The organism is Pseudomonas neuropathica, from assembly GCF_051174785.1.
GTDB lineage: Bacteria > Pseudomonadota > Gammaproteobacteria > Pseudomonadales > Pseudomonadaceae > Aquipseudomonas > Aquipseudomonas neuropathica_A.
On the sequence record NZ_CP195111.1, the window covers coordinates 5,351,648 to 5,376,323 of the forward strand.

Below are 24,676 nucleotides of genomic sequence, written 5' to 3' on the forward strand. Positions count from 1 at the left end.
TGTTCATTATTCCCATCACGTGTCAGGTATTTTTTATGTCGCTACGCATCTGCATTCTCGAAACCGACATCCTGCGTCCGGAATTGGTCGATCAATATCAGGGTTACGGGCAGATGTTCCAGCGCCTGTTTTCGCAGCAACCGATTGCCGCCGAGTTCACCGTTTACAACGTGATGCAGGGCGAATACCCAAGCGACGACCTGACCTTTGACGCGTACCTGGTCACCGGCAGCAAGGCCGATTCGTTCGGCACCGACCCGTGGATTCAAACCCTCAAGGAATACCTGCTGAACCGATACAAGCGTGGCGACAAACTGCTCGGTGTGTGCTTCGGCCACCAACTGCTGGCGCTACTGCTCGGTGGCAAGAGCGAGCGCGCAACGCAAGGTTGGGGTGTTGGCACCCACAATTACAAACTCGCGGCCAAGGCGCCGTGGATGAGTCCTGTACGCGAAGAGCTGACACTGCTGATCAGTCACCAGGATCAGGTCACTGCACTACCAGAAAACGCCACGGTCATTGCTTCCAGCGATTTTTGCCCGTTTGCGGCTTACCACATCAACGATCAGGTGTTGTGCTTCCAGGGCCACCCGGAATTCATCCACGATTATTCGCGTGCGCTGCTGGATCTGCGTCAGGAAGCGTTGGGCTCGCAGATCTACAGCAAAGGCGTGGCGAGTCTGGAGCAGGAACACCATGGCGCTACGGTTGCGGAATGGATGATGCGGTTTGTGGCGCACAAGCCAGAAACTGTCTAAGGCAAAAGCTTCTCGAGCAGGCTCGCTCCCACATCAAGTCTTCGATGCGCCGCCGATCAATGTGGGAGCGAGCCTGCTCGCGAATGTTCCAGACAACTCGGTCTGCTCTACAACCACCCCGACTTCTTGAAACTCGCCCACAAACTCACACATCCCACGGTAATAAACCCTAGCACACCGAAATAGCCGTAGTGCCAGCTCAACTCCGGCATGTTCTGGAAGTTCATCCCGTAAATTCCCGCCACCGCCGTCGGAAACGCCAGAATCGCCGCCCAGGCGGCAAACTTGCGCTGCACCACGCTTTGCCGTGACGCTTCGAGCAGCACGCCAATCTCGATGGTCTGGCTGGCAATGTCGGCCAGGGTGCTTAGGTCCTCCATTTGCCGCGTGACGTGGATCTGCACATCGCGGAAATACGGGCGCATATTCTTGTCGATAAACGGGAAGCTCAGCTTCTGCAGTTCCTCGCCAATCTCCACCATCGGCGCTGCGTACCGACGCAGGCGCACGACATCGCGGCGCAAGCCGTGCAGCTTCTGAATGTCACGCTCATTCAACGCGCTACACAACACGTTGCGCTCCAGCTCATCAATTTCGGCATGGATCGCTTCGCCGACGGGCTGATAGTTCTCGATGACAAAATCGAGTAGCGCATAGAGTACGAAATCTTCCCCGTGCTCCAGCAGTAGCGGACGTGCCTCACAGCGTTGGCGGACATGGGCGTAGGACGCCGAGTGGCCGTTTCGCGCGGTGATGATGTAGCCCTTGCCGGCAAAGATGTGCGTCTCGATAAATTGCAGAACGCCGTTTTCACGGATGGGCGAGTAGGTGACGATAAACAAAGCATCGCCAAAGGTTTCCAGTTTCGGTCGACTGTGTTTTTCTAGGGCATCTTCGATGGCCAGTTCGTGCAGGTTGAACTGACGTTGCAGATTGGACAGTTCCTGAGCGTCAGGCTCTTCCAGACCGATCCAGACAAAGTGACCGGTTTTCGCGGCCCAGGCAGCGCCTTCGTCGAGGGAAATATTGGTGACTTTCTTGCCTGCGCTGTACACCGCAGCAGCAACAACTCGACCCATGGTGGTGATTCACTTCTTCTTGGCAGGTGGCAGGGAATACAAGGCTTCAGCTTAGCCGTGTCGCTGCTTGAGAGTCAGTGAAATCTGTACAGTTCAGCCTGAAAAGAAAACCCGCACAAGGCGGGTTTTCTTTTCAGGCGGCTTGCAGTTGCCGGTCCATCGATTCAATGCACTCGCGCATCTGTTCGCGGCACTGATTGATGAGCATCGGCATGTCATCCATGGTCAATCCGGCTGTAGGAATTGCCGGCAACGAGCGTATGAGGATTTTCCCGCTGCGCCAGCTATTCAGGCGCATGTGCTTGATGTAACTGCTGACGCAAACCGGAACGATCGGCACCCCGGCAGCAATTGCCATCTGAAACGCACCTTTCTTGAAGGGCAGCAATTCTTCGCCGAGGTTACGCGTGCCTTCCGGGAACACCCAGATCGAGGTGTCTTCGTTCTGCAAGGTATTGGTCGTGGTGAGCATCGATTGGCGCGCCTTGTGCGCATTGCCACGGTCGATCAACACATTGCCGGCAAGCCAGAACAATTGTCCGAACAGCGGCACCCACTTCAGGCTCTTTTTGCCGATGCACACGGTACGGCGCGGCACTACGTTGCCAAACACGAACAGGTCATAGTTGGACTGGTGGTTAGCGATGATCACGCAGCTGTCAGGCTTGTTCATCAAACCGCTGACATCGGATTTCACCCGCAGACGCAAAATGCACATCGCCGGCAATGCGTAGAGGCGGGCGCACAGACGGCTGTTGTCCGGATTGAACGGGCGGCAGATCCCGAGAATCACTCCGAGCACGCCGGCCAGAATAAAGTGCAGGCCCATCAATAACATACGAAACACGAACAGCATTTTCAGGCCACACCGGGACAAAAGGTGGCGCAGTGTACGGATGTGCACTGTTTTCGGCAATTGCCGCTATAGAGTGCGGAGATAGCCGATGTTTAAGCGCATGTTTCAGACGTGCTTGTCAGACCCGTCCTAGAGCAGCCACGGCGTCTTCAACCGAGCGTGCAAGAAAAAGCCCGACACGATGGTCGGGCTTTTCTTTATTGCATGTGTCTGGGGTTAACCGAGATGTTCCTGATCCTGGATGATCGCGTTATCCAGGGTTTCCAGCAGCGCCTTGCGTACTTTCAACTTGGTGTTTTTGTGCGCAAGCATGTTGATCTTCTTCAGTTGGCGCGCAGCGGCGAGGGCGGCGCCTTGCAGTTCCTCGGCGGAAACTACCTTGTCGAGGAAACCGGCATCCACCGCGCTTTGCGGATCGAACATCTCGCCGTTGATCACCGAGCGGTGGAACGCCGAGCGACGCAGACGATCACGCGCCAGCTCGATACCGGCGTGGTGCATGGTCATGCCGATCTGTACTTCGTTCAGACCGATGCTGAACGGGCCGTCGACACCGATGCGGTAATCAGCAGACAACAGAATGAAAGCGCCTTTCGCCACAGCATGACCCGGGCACGCGACGATCACCGGGAACGGGTGAGAAAGCAGGCGACGCGCCAAGGTCGAACCCGCAGTCACCAGCGACACGGCCTCTTTAGGTCCGGCGGTCATCACTTTCAGGTCATAGCCGCCGGACAGAATCCCCGGCTGACCGGTAATGATCACGATGGCACGATCACTTACCGCCTGATCCAGCGCCGCGTTAAATGCCGCAATCACGTCCGGAGAAATGGCATTGACCTTGCCGTTGCTCAAGGTCAGGGTCGCGATACCGTCTTCGAGGTGGTAGGAAATCAACTCACTCATGACGCTATTCCTTGTAAGAAAGATGGGCAGACGTTACCCACCGCCGCAGGCCAGGTAAAGCGCCGTGACTGACCCGCCAGTCACCGTTTCCCGGCCCACCCAGCGTAGCGAGGCATCCTGCTTCTATATAGAAGGGTTGTGCCCACCGAAGATTGGCCGGTTTGGCATGGCCTGCCAGCGGGCGAAACGACTTTTTCTCTTAACCGCATGAAAATTCTGAAAAAAAGTTTGCCATCGCAAAAGCTTTCGACTACATTAGCGCGCCTCGACAGACAGAACATGTTTGAAGAGATACGGTGAAGTGTCCGAGTGGCTTAAGGAGCACGCCTGGAAAGTGTGTATACAGGAAACTGTATCGAGAGTTCGAATCTCTCCTTCACCGCCATATTCAGCACACAAAACCCCTGATTTCGAAAGAAGTCAGGGGTTTTGTGGTTTCTGGCGTCTGAAATTTCTCGGGCGCGGAAAGATGCTTTTTTGAGTATTACAATTGCGGGTTTATTGACCGGTAAAAGGACGACTTCCATGATCATTTCGACCACTCACGGCATTGAAGGGCGACAGATCACTGCATATCTGGACATTGTCAGCGCGGAATCAGTGCAGGGCGTCAATGTGATTCGCGACTTGTTTGCCGGTATGCGCGATTTTTTCGGTGGGCGTTCGCAGACGCTGGAGCGGGCGTTGAAGGAGGCGCGTATTCAGGCGACCGAAGAAATCAGGGAGCGCGCACGTGCTCTGCAGGCGGATGCGGTGGTTGGAGTGGATTTCGAGATCAGCATGCCCGGCGGCAAGGGCGGTATGGTGGTGGTGTTTGCGACGGGGACGGCGGTGAAGTTGCGCTGAGTTTTGGTCAAATAGGCTTGTGAGCCCATTCAGAAGTTGAATGAGGTCTTTTTTGTCTGCGTTCAGCTCTGCGGCGTGAGGGCCACAGCAGTTCATCGGTGTGTTTAAGTTTTGCAGGCCATTCGTCGGGCGCAGCTGATCTGAATTACAAGTCCAGGAATGACCGACTAGTCTCAAAAGCAGAGGAGGTCGGTATTTTTTCAGGCAAAAGAGTTTTTGCCGGTATCGGTCTGTTGCGAAGGGGAAAGGATATGACTGGTCCGTATATCGAAGACGATGGCGCTGAATTTTCCTTCAATAACTGTGTACGGTGCGGTCAGACCGAATACCAGTCAGGTTTTGGCGAGGATCCGGTGCAAATCGGCAAGATCAAATCCACGGCACCTAAAGGACCGAAGGCTAAATTCCTGCCCAAGGTCACTGCGCGATCCAGAAAATAATCATTCTCTGAATAACCTCGTCATTGAACGGGGTTTTTTATGCTTGAACGGTCGAGGAAATATCTTACGGACGATGTTTGGCGGATGTGGCTGGATTTCACAAACTTTTCACGTCTGCCGCAGTAGGGTGAAGCCATCCGTTAGAAAGCAAGTCTCCAGCCCGTCTCCCCAGCGGGCTTTTTTTTGCCTGTCATAAAACCTTTTGCAGAATCGCTGTCCAATCGGCGCCGAGTGCGCGAAGCCTCTGATTTCGTCTGGACTTTTGCGCCGCGACGGCATTAAATCCCGGCCCTTTTCGTCATCCCAATTTTCGAGGTTTTCGTCATGCGTTTAACACTGCCTGCTCTGTTTCTGGGCCTTCTGGTTGCTCAAGGTGCAATGGCTGCCGGTGATGGCACCGCTGCGCTGGGCGGTGGTCTGGGTGGCGCACTGGGTAATGTCGTCGGCCAGAAAATGGGCGGCAGCACTGGCGCGGCCATTGGTGCCGGTGTAGCAGGCGCGGCGGGCAGCGCAGTGGCGGCGCGCAAGGGGAGCCGGACCAAAGCGGCGATTGGCGGCGGTGTTGGCGCAGCCGGTGGTTCGGTGATCGGCAATAGCCTGGGCGGCAAGAACGGCGCCACGATTGGTGCAGGCCTGGGTGGCGCAGCTGGCGGCGCAGTGGGCAGCAACTTGTCCAAAGGTCACAAGCGTCACTGAGACTGATCGTTTGTCCGAAAAAGCCCGGCTGAATGTCGGGCTTTTTCATGGCTGAACGTTTTCCCCGTTCGACTCTCCAATCTCACATAGGCCCATGTCTGGGCGGACTGTCCCGCTTCGGGAACTGTGAGGTTCATATGCGCTTGTCATTATCTGCACTGTTTTTCGGTTTGCTGGTAGCACAAGGGGCGATGGCCGCCGGTGATGGCACCGCCGCTGTGGGTGGTGGGCTGGGTGGCGCACTCGGTAATGTGGTCGGTGGACAACTCGGTGGCAGTACTGGCGCGGCGGTAGGTGCGGGTGTTGGCGGCGCGGCCGGCAGTGCCGTCGGGGCGAATAAGCGTAATCGCACCGAAGCTGCCATTGGCGGTGGTCTCGGCGCGGCGGGTGGCTCGGTCGTCGGCAACAGCCTCGGCGGCTCTACGGGCTCGACCATTGGCGCAGGGTTGGGCGGCGCGGCGGGTGGTGCGGTCGGTAATAACCTGGGTGACGATGGTGGCTCTCATTCGGGCGGCGGTCACAAACACAAGAACAAACATAAAAACCGCCATCATTGATGGAGGGTTAAACGGAAACCCGGCTTTTTTGCCGGGTTTTTTGTATTTGCTCGTCGGACTTCGGAACGATTGGCTGTAGGGCTTTTCGAACGTCATACACGCCACCAGATGATGAGGTTTGCCATGACTCCTGAAACCGAAGGCAAGGAAGAGAAGGGTTCGAGTGGACTGCCGTTTATCAATGATCCGGGGAATGAGGATCCGGGGTCGTTGATGGATGATGCGACGGTGCCGTTGAATGATTCGGATGAGGCGGATATGGAGTATGAGGAGGATGAAGACGAGCAGTGAGCGTGATTATCAGATTCGCGCCTGCTTTTAGCGTGATCGCCGATTCTTCAGAGCCTGTTTTTTGTCAGGCTCTTTTTTAGGTTCGAATATTACTTGGGACTGAAAACGAGACATCAATTCTTACAGCAGTGATTTTGACGAACTGTCCGTTGAGATGCGGGTATTCGAAATGAATGTCTTGATCCGAAAATTCAATCAGAGACTGGAAAAGGTCGCTATCCATGTAGCCATAGATATCACACGAAAACCCATCTTCTAGCATCTCGATACGTGCTTCTTCATGCTCTGCTTTTGTGATGTCCAATTCATCAGGTAAAACCATTTCGAATTCAGCCTCGTAGTTTCTTCCCTCTTCAATGACTGATGGACAGTAACCTGCGAAGCATCGGATGATCACCCCTTGAACTCGAAGCACAACCAATTCTTCGATGATTGGATCGATTTCAATTATTTGTACGAGATATCTTTTAGTCATGTGCCGGGCTCACTGCCGGCGATGTGCCGGTTTTTTGTATTTGCTGATCCGAATCTGGAACGATCAGCTGTAGGGCTTTTCGAAAGTCATACACTCCCTGACACTCCCTGAAATGACGATGTTTGCCATGACTCCTGAAACCGAAGGCAAGGAAGAGAGAGGTTCGAGTGGGCTGCCATTTATCAATGACCCGGGGGAATGAGGATCCGGGGTCGTGATGGATGATGCGACGGTGCCGCTGAATGATTCGGATGATTCGGATGAGGCGGATATGGAGTATGAAGAGGATGAGGATGAGGAGTGAGGGGAATAGGTTGGGTTGAAAGTCTGGAATTGGTTTTAAGGGCCTGAGTGAACAGGCCCTTTTGGTGGTCGTGTTTAATCGGTTTCTTTTGAGTCAGCCAATACATACAGGTTACTTATGGCTGACATTTTTTTGATTTTTTTTAGCTTCAGATATTCTTCGAGTTCTTTTTTAATGGTTGCTTCATCGCAATATTTTCTATGTTTAGAGGGTCTGTCACGGGCGAAGTAGTATAAGCGCCGAGTATCAAACCCATTGATTTCACCGTTAGGGCCATAGTCAAAATCTACGCTTCCTGTCGATAAATTGATGCGGCAGCCAATACCATGTAATACATATTTAACGCCTCGAGTGACTCTTCCGCATCGCTTGATCGCCTTGGTGTACCAAAGCCTTCGAATGTCACGAGTGCCAAATTTGCGCTCAAATATCAGCGTGCTGGACTCCACCATGGAGATAAAGTCATTTATCAGGATGTCCAAAGTCTCATTTTGATCGCTCATCTTCTTCTCCGGTGCTCCAATCTGTCCAGGCCCACATTGTTTGCTGACTCTAATACATCTTCAATACTTCTTAGTGCTCCGTTGTACGTTTTAAGATCGCTTACGAGTTTGATTGTCACATTGGTCGAAGTTTGCCGTGCAGCCGCTGCGCGATGGTGTCCGTCCAGAATATATAGGTTGCCGTCATGTTCGACGACTTCGATGGGATCTGTTGGGTCGTATCCGCTGCGCATTTTATTTTTATAATCCTCGACTGTCTTGGTTGAGGTTTTGCCCTCTATTGTATGTACTCGCTTCAAAGTTTTTGGATCTATATTGTGAGCAATGTTCGGTAGTTTCGGCTCTCCTTCATCAACCGTAATCCCATCACTTCCACCTGGCACCTCACAACCCGGCTTATTCGGCGGCGGGCAGTTAGAGCTCAACCCCAACGGATCCACCCACCCCGTGGGATTCGGCACGTACTGGTACTGATTCAACCCACCGGCCAACTTGATCGGATCCGGCGTCAGATATCGCCCCAGCCTCGGGTCGTAATACCGATGCCGGTTGTAATGCAGGCCGCTTTCGCCGTCGAAGTACTGTCCCTGAAAGCGCAGCGGCTGGTTCAGGTAGTCCTCGCCGGCCAGGGTCAGTGCGGCGACTTTGCCGTAGGCGTCGTATTGCGCTGACCAGACGATGTCGCCGCTGTAGTCGGTGAGTTCCTGCGGGGTGCCGAGGTGGTCGAGTTGGTAATAGAAGGGGCAGGCTTTTTGCGGGCCTTTGCCGTCGAGCAGTGCCAGCGGGCGGAAGGTGCCGGGTTCGTAGACGTAGCTGCGGTATTCGTTTTCGCTGCTTTCGGCGACGAGGTGGTCGCCTTGCCAGAAGAACTCGGTGGTCTCGCCGTTGACGGTTTTGCTGATGCGTCGACCGAAGGCGTCGTAGCGATAGCTGGCGGTCTGGCCGTCGGGGCGGGTCAGGCCGATCAGGCGGTGCTGGCTGTCGTAGCGGTATTCGGTGACGAGTGTCTGCGCACGGCCACGGCGTTCGCGGATCAGGTTGCCGAAGGCGTCGTAGTCGTAATGACGATCGCCCTGCATCAGCAGGCGGTTGCCCTTGATCTGACTCGGGCCGGGGCGGTCCTGCATCAGCAGGTTGCCGGCCGGGTCGTGGGCGAAGCTTTCCGGCAGTTCGTCGCGTGAGTGGCGTACGCGGATCAGCCGGTCGAGGGCGTCGTAGCCGTAGGTGCGCTGGCCGTGGCGAGTGTCGGCGATGTGCGCGAGATTACCGTTGGCGTTGTAGGCATAATCGCGGCGATACAGCGCATCGCGCTGATGGCCTACGGCGTGGGCGAGTAATCGTCCCTGATCGTCGTAGGAATATTCGCTGAGCAGCAGGCCCTGCTGGCGTTGTTGTTCACGCCCGGACTGATAGACGTGACGGCTCAACTCGGCCCCATTGAGGTCGATGCCGGTCAGCGCGCCGCCCTTGGCGTGGTGGTAGTCGAGCACGCTGTTGTCCGGCATACGCATGCGCTTGAGCTGGCCGCAGGCGTCGTAGCGGTAACGCAGGGTGCCCCAGCCTTGATGCTCGGTGATCAAGCGGTTCTGGCGGTCGTACTCGAAGGCCAGCGGGTGGTTCTGGCCGTCGTCGACACTGATCAAACGACCGAGTCGGTCGTACTGATAGCTGACCTTGATCCCGTCCGGCAGAGTTTTGACCAGCAGACGCCCGACAGCATCGCGTGCATATCTGGTAATCAGCGTCGAGCCGTCATCCCCGAACTCGGTCTTTTCCAGCAGATGCCCGTTGAGGTCATAGGCGTACGCCGTGCGCCGGCCGTCAAAACCGCTTTCCTGACGAATCAGCCCGGTCGGTGTGTAGTCCAGCCGATACTTTTCCCCAGACTCGTTTTCGATCTCGGTGAGCAGCAGTTGCGCATGGTCGTAGCGGTACTGCACCCGCGTGCCGTCTGGGTTGATGCGCCGCGAGACCAGGTGCAGGTCGTCGTATTCGTAGCGGGTGATGCGCCCGAGTTCATCGCGCTCGGCGGTGACCTGACCGTAGGCGCCGTAGCTGTAAGCACGGGTATTGCCGGTAGGAGATGTCGTCTGGATCAGTCGGCCAACGGCGTCCCAATGCTGACGGGTGACCGCACCGTGTTCGTCGGCGGTGGTGGTCCGCCGCCCCAGTGCGTCGTAGGAAAAGCGCCGTACGCCACCGTCGGGCAAGGTCTCTTCAATGAGTTGGCCAAGACTGTTCCAGACCAAGCGATGCCGGCTGCTGTCCGGGTAGCGGATCGACAGCAACTGGCCACGGGTGTCGTAGTAGTAATGGGTGACCTGACCGTCGGGGTCGACCGCTTCGGTGACATCGCCCTCGGCATTGCGCCGGTAGATCCACACGGCATCACCGCGCGAACGCCGGTGCAGGAAACCGTTGCGATACTCGTAGGACGTGGGCGCGTCATCCGGCGGAATCAGCGCGATCAGCCGTCCGATCTCGTCGTAGCGGTATTCGGTGACGGCGCCTAAAGCATCCTGCTCGGCGATCAAGCGCCCCGAAGAGTCATAGGCCTTGAGCTGCTCGCCACCATCCGCCGAGACTTTACGCACCAGCCGCGCACGGTCGTCGTGGACGTACGTCTCTTCGGTGCCATCGACGTAATGCACCGCGACACTGCCGTCGTCATTCCAGACGTAGCGCGTGTCCATCTGCGAAAACGACGCCCAGTGACGCACGCAACGCGCGGCTTTCCCCGAGCGCTCCCACTCCCAGAAGAAACTCGCGCCGCCGGCCAGTTGCCGCTGCAGGATTACGTGAGCGTCGTCGTAGTCGTAACGCTCGCTGTCGCCGACGGCGTTGCTCGCTTCGATCAGGTGTTGATAAGCGTCGTAGCGGTAACTGACCAGCGCCTGTTCGGTGCTCCAGGCACCGTCGCGAAACACCTGGTAATCCACACCGAGCAACTGCGCGCGGTCATAGCGCAACAGCAGCGAACGCCCGGCGCCGTTGTCCAGTCGCTGCACCCGGTCAGAGCGATCGCGCTGCACCGTCAGACGATTGCCATAGCCATCGCTGATCGCCGTCAGCCGTCCCGCGCGGAAGTGATAGAACCGCGCCGTTTCCCCGGCCAGCGCGAGGATCAGCTCCTCCGGCTCATCACCCAGAAAAATCGCCGCCCGCGACAAACTGTTGTGAATCGCCGGCCGTTCAACGCTCGGAAACGGAAAACGGGTATGCCGGTTTTCGTGATCGACCCAAACAACCTCATCAGCGAAAAACTCCAGCCGATGCGCCAGTGAATGGCTCCAGCCAAACCCCAGCCCGACATCGATTTCGGCGGCACTGCTGCGATACAACCGGGTGAACTCGAACGGCAACACACCATCAAGCAGCGCATCGGTCAGGGTCAGCAGTTCCTCGCCGGTGACCATCGACACCGGGCAGCCGTTGGTGCAGGTGCGTGGCACGCAATCGGCGCTGTCGCCGTTAGGATTTTTCGCCTGATCCGGCGAGTCGTCGTGCGGCTCATGTCGCTCGATCCGGCTCGAACCGCCAGACTTGTCCCGCACAACAGGCGCCGGATTCGGCACGGTCAACACCAGCGAGTCGGCCTGACGAATGTTCAGCGGTATCGCCGGTGTCGGTTTCAACTCAACGTCACGCACATTGAGCATCAGCGGCTTCAAAACGCTGGCATGCCGCGTCAAATCCGCCGAGGACGTCAGTTCGGCCAAGCGCAACGCCGAGGCCGCCAGCCATTCCCGCGCGCGCGGCGACTTGATCTTCGCCAGCACCTTGCTGCTCAAGCGCACCGGCACGCCGACGCCACCCGACAACCCCATCAGCAGAAAACTGACCAGCAGTTCGGCCCGAACCTCGGCCACCACTTCGGCCAGATACTGCGGCGGCAGCATCTTCAACCAACTGGTAAACGCGGCCAGATGAATAAACAGCAGCGGTTCGTCACTGAGGATCAGCAGACCGTTGGCAATGGCGTCGCTGGAGGCAGTCAATAACGCCTCAAGCTCGGCCTCGCTGAGGTATTCCAGCAATTTTTCGCTGTTGGCCTGCAAGTCGGCGAGCAGGGCGAATACCTGTTTGATGTCGTCCCAGACGCCATTCAGGGCCTTCTCGAACCCGCGCCAATCGGCCTGTTGCAACTGACCGTAACGGTCCAGAAAACCGGCGCTGGAAAACTCCTTCCACTGTGGTTGAAACCCTGCCCACTCAGCGCGCAGCCAGCCTTCCAGGCCTGCAATGACACCCTCATAAGAGGCATACAGCGCACGCACATGGTCGGTGGACACATCGGGAAAGAAGGTGATGCGATAACGCTGGCCCCGATCGCAATCGGTCACTTGCAGAATGCCGCTGGGGCCGATGGTGTAACGCAGCGGCTCGCCGAAAGTCAGCACACCGCCGACATCGGCAAGCACCGGTTCGAGGGTTACCGGCGTATCGCCAATCGGCACAAATCGCGCGGCCTCGAACATATGCACCAGCGTCAACTCCCCGCTGGCCGAGCACATGACCACCGATGAACTGAGCGGTTGGCGCGACTTGATCGGCGCACTGAGGCGCACGTCGTTACCGACAGTGAAGACCTGCTCGACATCCAGCGCCGTCCCCGTCCAGAACTGCTCGGCCCAGGCGTCGTAGTGGTTCAGACACAGGCGGAACTCGCGGATCAGGTTGTCAAAATCCGGCTCATCGGGATTCAAAGCAGCAACAACGAGCAGGCCGATGCTGTTGTTCAGGGCCAGAAGCCGATCGGTTGGAAGCATTCGCAGTTCTCGCGCACATCAAAAAGGTGCGGGGACTTTGCGGGGGATCAATCAGGAAAGAAGTCGGGCGAGTAGGTGATGTCTGTAGGATGTTTCGCTAAATTGTCGCGAGTCGTTCATCGCTGCAACGGACATTGCCCGTTGCTCAATGTCCGTCGCGCTCGTTATGCTGCTGAACCCTTTAATCAGATCCGAGCAGCGGCGCCACCTGCCGCCTGGGATGTCTTTGTTAACGGATCCGATGATGAATGCACCGCTGAAGGCGTTCGGCCCGATCAAGGCCGTGATTTTCGATATGGACGGTTTGTTGCTGGACACCGAGGGCATTTACACCGAAGTCACGTCGCTGATTGCTCAGCGTTACGGGCGCACCTTCGACTGGAGCATCAAGCAGAACATCATTGGCCGTGGGGCCAATGATCTGGCCAATTACGTGGTGCAGGCACTGGATCTGCCGATCACCGCCGAAGAGTTTCTGGTGATCCGCGAGCCACTGATGCGCGAGCGCTTTCCCTCCGCGCAAGCGATGCCGGGTGCCGAAGAGTTGATCCGCCATCTCAAGGCGCACAATATCCCGATTGCCGTGGGCACTAGCTCGTCGCGCCAATCGTTCGGGCAGAAAACCACGCTGCACCGCGACTGGTTCGCGCTGTTCGATTTCATCGTTACAGCGGACGATCCGGAAGTCGGCGCGGCGAAACCTGCGCCGGATATCTTCCTCACCGCCGCCCGGCGTCTGGGCGTCGCGCCTGAAGATTGTCTGGTATTCGAGGATTCACCGTTCGGCGTGACCGCAGCGAAAGCCGCCGGCATGACCGCCATTGCCATTCCGGATGCAGCGATGGCCGATGAAAAATACGCACACGCTGACGGGATTCTTCGTACGCTGAAAGCGTTCACTCCAAGTGCTTGCGGCTTGCCGGCGCTGGAATGGGCTTAAACACCTGATGTATAAAAAACGCCGCCCCTCTGTAACAAGAGGGGCGGCGTTTTTCGTTCAGTCGACTCAGATAAATCAGGCGCCGAAACCACCGTCGATGGTCAGGCTGGCACCGGTGATGTAGCCGGCTTCCGGACCTGCCAGATAGGCGACGAAGCTGGCGATTTCTTCGGCTTTACCGTAACGACCTACAGCCATCAGCGGGATCAGGCTTTCGGCGAAGTCACCGTGCGCCGGGTTCATGTCAGTGTCGACCGGGCCGGGTTGCACGTTGTTGACGGTGATGCCGCGTGGGCCGAGGTCACGGGCCAGGCCTTTGGTCAGGCCGACCAGTGCCGATTTGCTCATCGCATACACACCGCCACCGGCGAAGGGCATGCGGTCGGCGTTGGTGCTGCCGATGTTGATGATGCGTGCACCTTCGCCCATGTGTTTGGCGGCTTCCTGGGAAGCGATGAAAACGCTGCGAATGTTGATTGCCACGGTCTGGTCGAAATCTTCGAGTTTGAAGTCTTCCAGCGGTGCAACAGCCAGCACGCCAGCGTTGTTGACCAGAATGTCGAGACGGCCAAAGGCTTCGACCGTGGTGCTGACTGCGTGGCGAATAGCGGCGGCGTCGGCACTGTCAGCCTTGATCGCCAGGGCTTTGCCGCCGTTAGCGGTGATGCTGTTCTGCAATTCTTCGGCTTTCGCGGCGGAGCTGACGTAAGTGAAGGCTACTGCTGCGCCTTCAGCGGCCAGGCGTTTGACGATGGCAGCGCCGATGCCACGGGAACCGCCTTGAATCAGAGCGACTTTGCCGCCGAGGTGTTGAGTTGACATGTTCGATCTCCAGAGTGTTCAAGGCGGGAATGCCTTGGTATTGGTGGCGAGTATCGGCGTGGTATCGACAACTGTGTAGACCATGATTGCTATAGTCTGTGTAAACCAGAAGTTTATAGTGGCGGCCATGGAAACCTTCAGCAGTATCGAATGCTTTGTGCGCAGCGCTGAAGTCGGCAGCTTTGCCGAAGCTGCGCGGCGCTTGAGTCTGACCCCGGCGGCAGTCGGCAAGAGCGTGGCCAAACTCGAGGTTCGGCTCGGCGTGCGGCTGTTCCAGCGTAGTACACGCAGCCTGACACTGACCGAGGCTGGACAACTGTTTCTGGATCAAGTCAGCGGTAGCCTGACCACGATTCAAAATGCCGTGGCCAACCTGTCCAGCGTCGAAGGGCTTCCGGCGGGAACGCTGAAGGTCAGCATGGGCGCGGCTTTTGGCTGCCTGCACATCGTGCCGATGCTGGGTGAGTTTCTGCGGCGCTATCCCGCGATCAATCCGGACTGGCACTTCGATAATCGACAGGTCGATCTGATCGCCCACGGCTTTGATGCAGCCATCGGTGGCGGTTTCGAACTGCCGCAAGGCGTGATCGCGCGCAAGTTGAGCCCGGCGCACCGGATATTGGTGGCATCTGCCGACTATCTACAGGCCAATCCCGAGATCCTCGAACCGGACGACCTGAGCCATCACGACGGGATTCTGATCCGCTCACCGCAAACCGGGCGTGTGCGTTCCTGGCAACTGACCGGGCGCAATCCGCAGAATTGTCGGCCGTTGATGCTCAAGGCCCGGATGACCATGAGCGATTCCGAGGCCGCTTGCAGGACGGCGGTGCAGGGATTGGGAATTGCGCTGGTGAGCATGCCGTTTGCGGTGGGGTATCTGGAGGCGGGGACGTTGCAGCGAGTGCTGCCGGACTGGTTTGTCGATGACGGCAACATCTCGATCTATTACGCCGAACATAAGTTGCTGCCGGGCAAGACGCGGGCGTTTGTCGATTATGTGATTGAGCAGTTTGCGGAGCAGGGGTTGGCGCGGCGGTTCAGTGCTATCTGAGCAAGGTATCAGACCGAGGTGTGGCCTTCGCGAGCAGGCTCGCTCCCACATTTGGAATGCATTTCCCCTGTGGGAGCGAGCCTGCTCGCGAATGGGGCGACTCGGTTTCCGAGGATGACCTCAGCGGGCGAACCGCCCCGGCCAGCCAATGATGTTCTTCCGCCGAGGTGTCGCATACGTTCGCACCTTCGACGTCGACAAGCGCAAGCGCACCAGCGATTCCGCAATCGTCACCGCCGCCGTCACCCCGTCCACCACCGGCACCCCGGTACGCCGACGAATCTGCTCATCCAGTCCGGCCATGCCGCCGCAACCCAGGCAAATCACCTCGGCTTTGTCTTGCGTCACCGCCAGCTCAGCCTGATGCACGATCGCTTCCAGCGCACGCTGCGGTTCGTGCTCCAGCTCCAGAACGGCCAGACCACTGGCCCGCACCGAGGCACACCGATCCCACAAACCGGACAATTTCAGCCGGTCCTCGATCAGCGGCACGGTGCGATCCAGCGTGGTCACCACTGAATAGGCATGGCCGAGAAACATCGCCGTACTCGCTGCTGCATCGGTGATATCCACCACCGGCACATTGAGCAATTCCTGCAAACCTTCACGACCATGCTCGCCGTAACCGGCCTGAATCACCGCATCGAACGGTTGATCGTAGGCCATCACCCGATCCATTACCGCGATGGCCGCCAGATAGCTTTCGAAGTTGCCTTCAATCGAGTCGGCACCGAAGTACGGCGTCAAACCGACGATTTCGGTACCGGGTGACGCAACAGCCTGCGCCGACCGAGCGATGGCCTCGGTGATGGATTCGGTGGTGTTGACGTTGACCACGAGAATACGCATGGGGAAATCCTTATAGCGGGCAGTTCTGCGGCCCGCAGTCCGGGCCGCGAGGAGGTTAATGGCAGACGTTGTCGACAGCGATCGATTCGCCGCTGATGTCGGCGTAGTGCGGTTGGCGTTTGGCGATGATCAGGTAGAGCATTCCGGCAATCCCCGCGCCGATCAGCCATGAGAATGGCGAGACGCTGTGGAAACCCGGCACCAGCGCCAGGACGATGGCGATCAGAGCAGCAGGAATAAACGCCGCCACCGCACGGAAATTCACCCCACGGCTGTAGTAATAAGCGCCATTGGGATCTTCGCTGTAGAGCTGCGGGACGTTGATCCGGCCTTTGCGGATCAGCCAGTAGTCGACCATGATCACACCGTACAACGGGCCGAGCAGGGCGCCGAGGCCGGACAGGAAGTACACGATCACCAGCGGGCTGTTGTAGAGGTTCCACGGCAGGATCAACACGGCGATGGTGGCGCTGATCAGCCCGGCGCGGCGGAAGGTCAGGTACTTCGGCGCCAGGTTGCTGAGGACGAAGGCCGGTGCGACGAAGTTGGCCATGATGTTCACCGCCACAGTGACGATCAGGAATGCCAGGCAGCCGAGCACGAGGAAGAAGGTGTTGGGAATCGAGGCGATGATCTCGGTCGGGCTTTCGATGATCCGGCCATTGATCTGAAATTGCGCACCGCACAGCAGTACGGTAATCGCGGCGAACACCAGAATATTCACCGGCAAACCCCAGAAATTTCCTACCTTGATGGTCTTGCGGCATGGCGAAGAGCGGGCGAAGTCGCAGAAGTTGAGGATCAACGTGCCGTAGATCGCCAGCCACAACGCGCCGCCGGCAAAGATGTTGCGCCACATCTCGCCACCCGTGAGCGGCTCGCGGATCGACCAGGCGATGGTCGCGTTGGCCTGGAAGTACATCCACCCAGCGAGTGCCGCAACCGTCAGCAAAATCACCGGCCCTGCAAAGGCTTCATAGCGACGGACCATTTCCATGCCGTAGGCGAGGATTGCCAGTTGCACGAACCAGATCGCCACGAAGCACACCCAACCCAGCGTCGATAGGCCAAGAATCGAGTTGTGGTCATATTCGGCGAAGCCTGGATGCACTGCGGTGAGCAGTACACGGAAAACCACCGACGCCAGATACGTCTGAATGCCAAACCAGGCAATGGCGATAACCGCGCGGATCAGTGCAGGAATTTGCGCGCCATGGATGCCGAAACTGATCCGGCTGATCACCGGAAACGGCACGCCGGTTTTCTGCCCCATGTAGCCGGACAGGTTCATGAAGAAGTACACCAGCGCCGCGCCGATCCCTAGCGATAACAGAATCTGCCAGCCACCCAGGCCCAAGGCGTACAGGCCGATGGCGAACGAGTAATTGGCAATGTTATGCACATCGTTGGTCCACAGGGCGAAGATGCTGTATTTGCCCCAGCGCCGCCCTTCGGCCTTGGTTGGCGCCAGGTCGCTGTTGTGCAATCGCGGGCTCAGTTGTAACGGTTCGGTCAGTCCGTCGTAGAACGACGGTTGATCGAGGGCAGAGGCGGGCAGATTCAGCGCGATGTTATTGGAGAGACTTGTACGCATTCCGGCAGGCTCCTGATGTTCAGGGCCGCGATGACTGTGCATGAGCCTTCAGGCTCGACAAATCTTCGTCGCGGCAGTGAAGCATCACTGGTTACGGGGCATCTGCAGCCTGTACGGGATAGGGCGCTTCAGGCTTGCGGATCGAAAGTTTTTATGTTTTGCGGTTTTGTATACAAAACATGTATGCACTAAAGCCAGATTTGTGCCAGTTGCGGATCTATAGGTGGCCATACTCATTTCGAATAGTTATCGAAAATGCCTAAGCCTTTGAAAATAAGTGGTTAAAAATTGACAGACTGAACAGGTATTTATTTTTGGCGGGGGATTTTGATGACGCGCTGAGGCGAGGGGCTTTTGGCACGAATGTAACGTTTCAGGGCGCTGAAAGTAAAAAGTGCACACATAAATGGCACCGATGGTGACATTCGTGTGTACACATTTTCAGAGTTGCGCAGGTCAAAAATGTGGGAGCGAGCCTGCTCGCGAATGCGTAGTCTCAGTCAACGAAGATGTCGACTGAGACGACGCATTCGCGAGCAGGCTCGCTCCCACAGGGGGATATCACTGGTACTGGAGATCAAGCCTTGCTAATGATATTCCCGGCATGCAACCCGCATTCTTTCTGCGTCGCTTCTTCCCACCACCAGCGGCCTTCACGCTCATGCTGGTTCGGCAGGACAGGGCGGGTGCACGGTTCGCAGCCAATGCTGATGAAGCCGCGCTCATGCAGACTGTTGTACGGCAGCTCGAGCATGCGGATGTAACCCCAGATCTCTTCGCTGGTCATCTGTGCCAATGGGTTGAACTTGTACAACGTCCGCTCCGGCGTGGAGAACGCCGTATCGATTTCCATCACTGCCACGGCGCTGCGGGTGCCCGGGCTCTGGTCGCGGCGCTGGCCGGTGGCCCAGGCTTTGACGTCGGACAGCTTGCGGCGCAGCGGCTCGATCTTGCGGATGCCGCAGCATTCGCCGTGGCCGTCCTTGTAGAAGCTGAACAGGCCTTTTTCCTTCACAAACGGTTCGAGTTTCGTGTAGTCCGGCGACACCAGCTCGATGTCGATCTTGTAGTGCTCGCGCACCTGATCAATGAAACGGTAGGTCTCCGGGTGCAGGCGGCCGGTGTCGAGGCTGAACACCTTGACGTTCTTGTTGAGCTTCCAGGCCATGTCCACCAGCACCACATCCTCGGCGCCGCTGAAAGATATCCACAAGTCATCGCCGAACTCGGCAAACGCGAGTTTCAGAATGTCCTGGGCGGATTTGTTGGCATAGGTCGTGGCGAGTTCCACGACGTCGAACGTTGCACTCATCAGGGCGGCTTCCTACAGGTCGGTGGCGCTGGGCGCTCTATATGGGGCTGATGGTAACAAAAAGCTGCGAGGCTCGGGGCGCGCTGTGCGTTGCGCGCCTGCATGCGAGTCGCTAGAGTTCGGCATCGCTCGACTCAAATAATCAATACAAACGGGAGTGTCTTGTGGAAATTGCTTGCCTGGATCTTGAAGGGGTGTTGGTGCCGGAAATCTGGATCGCCTTCGCTGAAAAAACCGGAATCGAATCCCTCAAGGCCACCACCCGGGACATTCCCGATTACGACGTGCTGATGAAGCAGCGCCTGCGTATCCTCGATGAGCACGGTCTGAAGCTGTCGGATATTCAGGAAGTGATCGCCACCCTGAAGCCGCTGGACGGCGCGGTGGAGTTCGTCAACTGGCTGCGTGAGCGCTTTCAGGTGGTGATTCTGTCGGATACGTTCTACGAGTTCTCCCAGCCGCTGATGCGCCAGTTGGGCTTCCCGACCTTGCTTTGCCATCGTCTGATCACTGACGAAACCGGGCGTGTGACCAGCTATCAGTTGCGCCAGAAAGATCCCAAGCGTCAGTCGGTGCTGGCATTCAAGAGCCTGTACTACCGGGTGATTGCGGCGGGGGACTCGTATAACGACACGACGATGCTGGGCGAGGCGGATGCGGGGATTCTGTTCCATGCGCCGGAGAATGTGATTCGGGAGTTTCCGCAATTTCCTGCGGTGCATACGTTTGCTGAATTGAAGCAGGAATTCTTGAAGGCTTCTAATAGAGAGTTGAGTTTGTAGTCGTCTGGAAGGACGCCTTCGCGAGCAGGCTCGCTCCCACATTTGGAATGCATTCACCCTGTGGGAGCGAGCCTGCTCGCGAAGCTTTTAAAGGTTTTGCAGGGTTTGCAGCAGAATCTTCACTTTAGTGATCGACTCCTGATACTCCGCCTGCCAGTCCGAATCCGCAACAATCCCGCCACCACCCCAGCAGCACACTTGCCCATCCTTGACCAACAGACTGCGAATCGCGATGGAACTGTCCATCTCGCCACGCACGTCCAGGTACAGTAACGAGCCGCAATACAAGCCACGCCGGGTCGGTTCCAGTTCATCGATGATCTGCATTGCGCGAATCTTCGGCGCGCCGGTGATCGAACCGCCGGGGAAACTGCCGGCAATCAAATCCAGTGCATCGCGATCCTCCGCCAGCTCACCGGTGACGCTGCTGACCAGGTGATGCACGTTCGGGTAGCTTTCCAGGCTGAACAGCTCGGGCACCCGCACCGAGCCGATGCGGCAGGTGCGGCCGAGATCGTTGCGCAGCAGGTCGACGATCATCAGGTTCTCCGCGCGATCCTTGGGGCTGGCCAGCAGTTCGGCGGCGTTGGCGGCGTCTTCGGCCGGGGTCAGGCCTCGCGGGCGGGTCCCTTTGATCGGGCGGGTTTCCACTTGGCGGTCGCTGACTTTGACGAAGCGCTCCGGTGACAGGCTCAGCACTGCGCCGCCGTCGGGCAGGCTCTGGAAGCCGGAGAACGGCGTCGGGCAGGCTTCGCGCAATGCGCAGTAAGCCAGCCATGGGTCGCCTTGGCACGAAGCGCGGAAGCGTTGGGCGAAGTTGACCTGATAGCAGTCGCCGGCCTGGATGTAATGCTGAATGCGTTCGAACGCCTGGCGGTAGTCGTCGGCCGAGAGGTCGGCGGTCATCGGCGTGTTCAGTTTGAAGGGTGTCAGCGCGTAAGCCTGCGGCTGTGTGAACAACGCAATCAGGCGTTGTTTTTCGCCGTCGATCACGGACGGGTGGAAGACCAATTGGCTGGTGGCCATTTGGTGATCAGTGATCAGCGCCCAGGCGTACAAGCCAAAACGTGCATCCGGTAATTGCAGATCATCGCGGGCCTGGGTCGGCAGGTTTTCCAGATGCCGGCCGAAGTCGTAGCTCAGATAGCCGATCAAGCCGCCCGCGAATGGCAGATCGAAACCTGCTGGCAGATCAGCCTCGCCCAGACGGGTCAGATTATCCCGCAGACGTTGCAGGAAAACGCCACCGCTTTCGTCGGACAACACCGCCAGTTGTTCCAGCGGCCAGGCGCTGAGCAGGTCATAGCGGCCACGGTCGGCACTCGGCCGGCCGCTGTCGAGCAGCACGGCGCCGGGGGCGTTGCGGATGGCCGCGAAGTAGTCGGCGGGATTGGCGCGGTAGGGCAGCGGGTGTACGGAACAGGTCAACATGGGCGGGGCAGATCGGCCGTTGAGGCGGGGTGGGGATTGTAGACCTCTCTCGGCTGTCAGATCAAAATCAAAAGCCTACCCCCTCACCCCAACCCTCCCGAAACGTCGGACCGCCCCCAAGGGGGCGAGGAGGAAAGGGAGCAGATCGGGGGCTTTTCGAGACTTGAGTTCGAATCGATATCCCAGGTCGATGTATCTCGAACAATCGACTCGGTCAGTTCCCTCTCCCTCCGGGAGAGGGCTAGGGTGAGGGGCTTTTAGCTTTTCAGCTCTTGAGCTATTAACCCTCCACAGCAGGAATATGCCCAAACATTTCCTGAGTAAACGCCACCCGTTCCTCAACCGTCTCCGTGACCCCACGCGCCTTCAGCTCTTCCAGTCGCGCTTCCACCGCATGGGTACGCAACGTCAGCCCACAGTCATTGGCAATCTGAATATTCAGTCCCGGCCGCGCATTCAGCTCGAGAATCAGCGGACCTTTCTCCTGATCCAGCACCATGTCCACACCGATGTAACCCAACCCGCACAGCTCATAACAGCCCGCCGCGAGTTTCATGAAACCGTCCCAGTAGGGCAGTTGCACGCCGTCCACCGCGTTAGTGGTATCGGGATGTTTGGTAATGATGTTGTTCAGCCAGGTACCGCGCAGGGTCAGACCGGTGGCCAGATCGACGCCGACGCCGATGGCGCCCTGGTGCAGGTTGGCTTTGCCGCCGGACTGCCGGGTCGGCAGACGCAGCATCGCCATCACCGGATAACCCATCAATACAATGATGCGAATATCCGGCACGCCTTCATAGCTGATGCTTTTGAAGATCTGGTCCGGGGTCACCCGGTATTCGATCAGCGCCCGATCGCGGTGGCCGCCCAGCGAATACAAACCGGTGAGGATGCTCGAGATGTGATGCTCAAGCTCTTCGTGAGCAAGGATCTTGCCCGACACCGTGCGGTAGCGACCCTCAAACCGGTCGGCAATTACGATGATGCCGTCACCGCCAGCGCCCTGCGCCGGTTTGATCACGAAGTCGCTGCGCCCGCCGATGATCTCGCCGAGCTTGTCGATTTCCTTTTCGGTGGAAATCACCCCATACAACTCCGGCACATGAATGCCGGCCTCGATGGCGCGCTCCTTGGTGATGATCTTGTCATCGACGATCGGGTACAGGCTGCGCTTGTTGTACTTGAGCACGTAGTCGGCGTTGCGCCGATTGATGCCCATGATGCCCCGCGCCTCCAGGGCCTTCCAGGTCTTCCAGAAACCGAACATCAGGCGTCAGCCTTCTTCAGGAAAGCCTTGAAACGCACCAGTTCAGTCAGGCGGTAGCCGCGATAACGACCCATCGCCAGCATGAAGCCGACCAGAATCAGCAGGATCGCCGGGAAGGTGAACACGAAGTACACCAGCTCAGGCACGGTCATGATCAGGTGCGCCAGTGAAGCGGCGAACAGCGTGCCGATCGCGACTTTCATCGCATGGCTGGCACCGCGCTCTTCCCAGGTGATCGACAGGCGTTCGATAGTCATGGTCAGAATCACCATCGGGAACAGCGCCACCGACAAGCCGCGTTCAAGCCCCAGCTTATGACTGAACAGACTGATCGCCGCGATCAACACCACGACAAAGGTCAGCACCACCGAAAGTCGCGGGAGCATTTGCAGCTTCAGGTGTTCCAGGTAAGAACGTAACGACAGGCCCAGCGCCGTGATCACGGTAAACAGCAGAATGCCGAAGCCCAGCTGCGTTTCGCGGAAGGCGAGGGCGATCAGCACCGGGGTGAACGTGCCGAGGGTCTGCAGGCCGATCAGGTTGCGCAGGATCAGAATCACCAGCACGCCGATCGGGATCATCACCATGATCATGAACGTTTGCTGAGTCTGCAGCGGCAAGCCGTACAGCGAGTATTCGAGGAAGTTGGCGTCGGTGTTCTCGTCGGTCAGCTTGGCCAGACGAATCGCGTTCATCTCGCTGTTGTTCAGGCTGAAGGTCACGTTGGCTTTCTTGCCACCGTCGACGGTGATCAGGTTTTCATCGCCAGTCCACCACAGCAGACGGTCGGTGGGCAGGCCTTGTTCGCCGGTTTCCGGGTTGAAGTACAGCCAGTCGTTGCCGTTGAAGCTGCGCAGCCACAGTTCCGGCATTTGCGGCTGATCGGCGACGAGGCGGATGGTGTGGACTTTTTCCACCGGCACGTGGGCGATGGACAGCAGCAGTTCGACGATTTTGGCTTTGTGCGCGGTCGACGGGTCGCCCGCCAGCAGCAGTTTCACGTTGTCATCGTTGAGGTTGTTAACGCGTTTGATCGCTTCGCCGATGAAGGTTTCGACGTCGGCCGAATGTTGGCGAATCGGCGCGAGCAGGGCTTCGGCGGCGATTTTTTCCGGGCCTTCGATGGCGATGCTGTCGCGGAAGGTCGGGCCTTTGATCTTGGTCTTTTCCGCGGTGTAACGCTTGGTCAGTACCAGACGGTAATAGAGGGTCTGGTTGCCCTTGGCGCGACGGGCCGACCAAGTCACCTTGCGGTTGCCGTCGACGCGGTTGACGGCGACGCCATAGTTATTGGAGATAAAACTCTCGTTGAGGCTGACGTAGTCGCGGCTCAACGGCGGCACAAACATCTGGATCTTCACCGGATCCTTGGTGCTGGCGACGAATTCGACCTTGGCGTCGATGTTCCACAAGTCGTCGGTCGCATCTTCGGTCACCGGGATGCCGAGTACGAAAATCTGATAGGCCGTAACCGAAACGCCCAGGAGCACCAGAATGGTGATCAGGATTTTCAGGTGGAAGGTTAGAGAACGCATGGAAATTACTCGGCGGTATGAGCGGCGATGGTGCAGGCGGGTTTGCCGGCAGCGTATTTAAGACTGGGGTCGACCAGCGCGTCGAAGCGTTTCAGCGCCTCGGAGCCGATCAAAAGCGGGTATTGGAACGCACTTCGGTCGGTCAGGTTCACTTCGATGCTGCGCATCGCCGATCCCATGCAGATATCCAGCTCGATCACCGGACGGGCGGTGTACTTCTTGCCTTCTTCCGGGTCGTAGTCGCCAGCACGGCGTTTGATCTTGCTGACCCGGGCCAGCGGCCGTTCGATCGGGTGGGAATGCGCGGCGTCGATCGCCAGGTAAAAACGTACCCAGGACTCACCGTTGCGTTTAAAGCGTTTGATGTCGCGGGCACTCAGCGAGGCGGTTTTCGCGCCGGTGTCGAGTTTCGCCGCAACTTCGAGATTGATGCCGTCAAGCGAAGCGTATTCGTTGAGGCCGTACACGGTTTTTTCCCCCGCGGCGGCGAGGCCGGGCAGGCAAAACAGGGCAAAGAATGTGGGAAAAGGCTTGAGTCTCATAAATCCTGGTGCGCAGCGTTCCGTTTTCGGTTCAGGCCCTTGGCAAAACTTGCGCAAGGCCCTTCGTA

Annotated in this window: 23 protein-coding genes and 1 tRNA gene; 10 read left to right on the forward strand and 14 right to left on the reverse strand. The window is 57.9% G+C overall.

Annotated elements, in window-relative coordinates:
* Positions 1 to 35 precede the first annotated feature (35 nt).
* Positions 36 to 758, forward strand: a complete 723-nt coding sequence (locus tag ACRRSD_RS24230) for an amidotransferase (RefSeq protein ID WP_435035743.1) — start codon at positions 36 to 38, stop codon at positions 756 to 758.
* A gap of 107 nt (positions 759 to 865) precedes the next feature.
* Here the strand turns inward: ACRRSD_RS24230 and ACRRSD_RS24235 are convergent, their stop codons facing one another.
* From ACRRSD_RS24235 to ACRRSD_RS24245, 3 genes are all read right to left on the reverse strand, one after another.
* A complete protein-coding gene (locus ACRRSD_RS24235) occupies positions 866 to 1,837 on the reverse strand; it encodes a magnesium and cobalt transport protein CorA (RefSeq protein WP_038366894.1) in 972 nt (323 codons plus the stop codon).
* A 133-nt stretch (positions 1,838 to 1,970) separates the two neighbouring features.
* Positions 1,971 to 2,693, reverse strand: a complete 723-nt coding sequence (locus tag ACRRSD_RS24240) for a lysophospholipid acyltransferase family protein (protein WP_435035745.1) — start codon at positions 2,691 to 2,693, stop codon at positions 1,971 to 1,973.
* A gap of 216 nt (positions 2,694 to 2,909) precedes the next feature.
* Entirely contained in the window at positions 2,910 to 3,599 is a 690-nt protein-coding gene (locus ACRRSD_RS24245) for a crotonase/enoyl-CoA hydratase family protein (RefSeq protein ID WP_435035747.1), read from the reverse strand.
* Between the two features lie 295 nt (positions 3,600 to 3,894).
* On the opposite strand from ACRRSD_RS24245, the gene ACRRSD_RS24250 reads away from it, so the two are divergent.
* The 6 genes from ACRRSD_RS24250 to ACRRSD_RS24275 all read left to right on the forward strand — a co-directional run bounded on the left by ACRRSD_RS24250 (position 3,895) and on the right by ACRRSD_RS24275 (position 6,429).
* Positions 3,895 to 3,984: transfer RNA gene (locus tag ACRRSD_RS24250), tRNA-Ser, on the forward strand.
* A 140-nt stretch (positions 3,985 to 4,124) separates the two neighbouring features.
* Positions 4,125 to 4,445 (forward strand): YbjQ family protein, encoded by a 321-nt coding sequence (locus tag ACRRSD_RS24255; protein ID WP_435035748.1) that lies wholly within the window; start codon positions 4,125 to 4,127, stop codon positions 4,443 to 4,445.
* Positions 4,446 to 4,696: 251 nt separating this feature from the next.
* Positions 4,697 to 4,885: a hypothetical protein gene (locus ACRRSD_RS24260; RefSeq protein ID WP_077571808.1), complete on the forward strand. Its 189-nt coding sequence runs from the start codon at positions 4,697 to 4,699 to the stop codon at positions 4,883 to 4,885.
* Positions 4,886 to 5,209: 324 nt separating this feature from the next.
* Positions 5,210 to 5,581: a bacteriocin gene (locus ACRRSD_RS24265; protein WP_435035750.1), complete on the forward strand. Its 372-nt coding sequence runs from the start codon at positions 5,210 to 5,212 to the stop codon at positions 5,579 to 5,581.
* A gap of 137 nt (positions 5,582 to 5,718) precedes the next feature.
* Entirely contained in the window at positions 5,719 to 6,138 is a 420-nt protein-coding gene (locus ACRRSD_RS24270; protein ID WP_007914081.1) for a YMGG-like glycine zipper-containing protein, read from the forward strand.
* 123 nt (positions 6,139 to 6,261) lie between these two features.
* Positions 6,262 to 6,429, forward strand: coding sequence for a hypothetical protein (locus ACRRSD_RS24275; protein WP_007914082.1), 168 nt, complete (start codon positions 6,262 to 6,264; stop codon positions 6,427 to 6,429).
* Between the two features lie 76 nt (positions 6,430 to 6,505).
* Here ACRRSD_RS24275 and ACRRSD_RS24280 read toward each other — a convergent pair whose 3' ends face one another.
* The 3 genes from ACRRSD_RS24280 to ACRRSD_RS24290 all read right to left on the reverse strand — a co-directional run bounded on the left by ACRRSD_RS24280 (position 6,506) and on the right by ACRRSD_RS24290 (position 12,480).
* Entirely contained in the window at positions 6,506 to 6,904 is a 399-nt protein-coding gene (locus ACRRSD_RS24280; protein ID WP_435035752.1) for a hypothetical protein, read from the reverse strand.
* Between the two features lie 378 nt (positions 6,905 to 7,282).
* The gene (locus ACRRSD_RS24285; RefSeq protein ID WP_435035754.1) at positions 7,283 to 7,711 is read right to left on the reverse strand and encodes a DUF6896 domain-containing protein; all 429 of its coding nucleotides are present in this window, start codon (positions 7,709 to 7,711) and stop codon (positions 7,283 to 7,285) included.
* Entirely contained in the window at positions 7,708 to 12,480 is a 4,773-nt protein-coding gene (locus ACRRSD_RS24290) for an RHS repeat-associated core domain-containing protein (protein ID WP_435035756.1), read from the reverse strand. Before ACRRSD_RS24290 ends, ACRRSD_RS24285 begins: the two co-directional genes overlap by 4 nt.
* Positions 12,481 to 12,724: 244 nt before the next feature.
* On the opposite strand from ACRRSD_RS24290, the gene ACRRSD_RS24295 reads away from it, so the two are divergent.
* Entirely contained in the window at positions 12,725 to 13,420 is a 696-nt protein-coding gene (locus tag ACRRSD_RS24295; RefSeq protein WP_435035757.1) for an HAD-IA family hydrolase, read from the forward strand.
* Between the two features lie 75 nt (positions 13,421 to 13,495).
* Here the strand turns inward: ACRRSD_RS24295 and ACRRSD_RS24300 are convergent, their stop codons facing one another.
* Positions 13,496 to 14,242 (reverse strand): 3-oxoacyl-ACP reductase family protein, encoded by a 747-nt coding sequence (locus tag ACRRSD_RS24300; RefSeq protein ID WP_435035758.1) that lies wholly within the window; start codon positions 14,240 to 14,242, stop codon positions 13,496 to 13,498.
* Positions 14,243 to 14,369: 127 nt separating this feature from the next.
* On the opposite strand from ACRRSD_RS24300, the gene ACRRSD_RS24305 reads away from it, so the two are divergent.
* Complete coding sequence (locus ACRRSD_RS24305) at positions 14,370 to 15,296, forward strand: LysR family transcriptional regulator (RefSeq protein ID WP_435035760.1); 927 nt, start codon at positions 14,370 to 14,372, stop codon at positions 15,294 to 15,296.
* A 120-nt stretch (positions 15,297 to 15,416) separates the two neighbouring features.
* Here the strand turns inward: ACRRSD_RS24305 and ACRRSD_RS24310 are convergent, their stop codons facing one another.
* The 3 genes from ACRRSD_RS24310 to ACRRSD_RS24320 all read right to left on the reverse strand — a co-directional run bounded on the left by ACRRSD_RS24310 (position 15,417) and on the right by ACRRSD_RS24320 (position 19,051).
* A complete protein-coding gene (locus tag ACRRSD_RS24310) occupies positions 15,417 to 16,145 on the reverse strand; it encodes an aspartate/glutamate racemase family protein (RefSeq protein WP_435035762.1) in 729 nt (242 codons plus the stop codon).
* A 55-nt stretch (positions 16,146 to 16,200) separates the two neighbouring features.
* Positions 16,201 to 17,739 (reverse strand): NCS1 family nucleobase:cation symporter-1, encoded by a 1,539-nt coding sequence (locus tag ACRRSD_RS24315; protein WP_435035763.1) that lies wholly within the window; start codon positions 17,737 to 17,739, stop codon positions 16,201 to 16,203.
* A 577-nt stretch (positions 17,740 to 18,316) separates the two neighbouring features.
* Complete coding sequence (locus ACRRSD_RS24320; RefSeq protein WP_034152888.1) at positions 18,317 to 19,051, reverse strand: phosphoadenylyl-sulfate reductase; 735 nt, start codon at positions 19,049 to 19,051, stop codon at positions 18,317 to 18,319.
* Between the two features lie 164 nt (positions 19,052 to 19,215).
* On the opposite strand from ACRRSD_RS24320, the gene thrH reads away from it, so the two are divergent.
* On the forward strand, positions 19,216 to 19,833 hold the full coding sequence (gene thrH / locus ACRRSD_RS24325) for a bifunctional phosphoserine phosphatase/homoserine phosphotransferase ThrH (RefSeq protein WP_095047760.1): 618 nt from the start codon (positions 19,216 to 19,218) through the stop codon (positions 19,831 to 19,833).
* 87 nt (positions 19,834 to 19,920) lie between these two features.
* Here the strand turns inward: thrH and pabB are convergent, their stop codons facing one another.
* The 4 genes from pabB to ACRRSD_RS24345 form a co-directional block, all read right to left on the reverse strand.
* Positions 19,921 to 21,264 carry an aminodeoxychorismate synthase component I gene (gene pabB / locus ACRRSD_RS24330; protein WP_435035765.1) on the reverse strand — a complete coding sequence of 448 codons (1,344 nt, stop codon included), beginning with the start codon at positions 21,262 to 21,264 and terminating at the stop codon, positions 19,921 to 19,923.
* A 280-nt stretch (positions 21,265 to 21,544) separates the two neighbouring features.
* Positions 21,545 to 22,531, reverse strand: coding sequence for an alpha-L-glutamate ligase-like protein (locus ACRRSD_RS24335; protein WP_016983747.1), 987 nt, complete (start codon positions 22,529 to 22,531; stop codon positions 21,545 to 21,547).
* A complete protein-coding gene (locus tag ACRRSD_RS24340; protein WP_008080999.1) occupies positions 22,531 to 24,066 on the reverse strand; it encodes an inactive transglutaminase family protein in 1,536 nt (511 codons plus the stop codon). Before ACRRSD_RS24340 ends, ACRRSD_RS24335 begins: the two co-directional genes overlap by 1 nt.
* 5 nt (positions 24,067 to 24,071) lie before the next feature.
* Positions 24,072 to 24,608: an ATP-dependent zinc protease family protein gene (locus ACRRSD_RS24345; RefSeq protein WP_016983749.1), complete on the reverse strand. Its 537-nt coding sequence runs from the start codon at positions 24,606 to 24,608 to the stop codon at positions 24,072 to 24,074.
* Positions 24,609 to 24,676 lie beyond the last annotated feature (68 nt).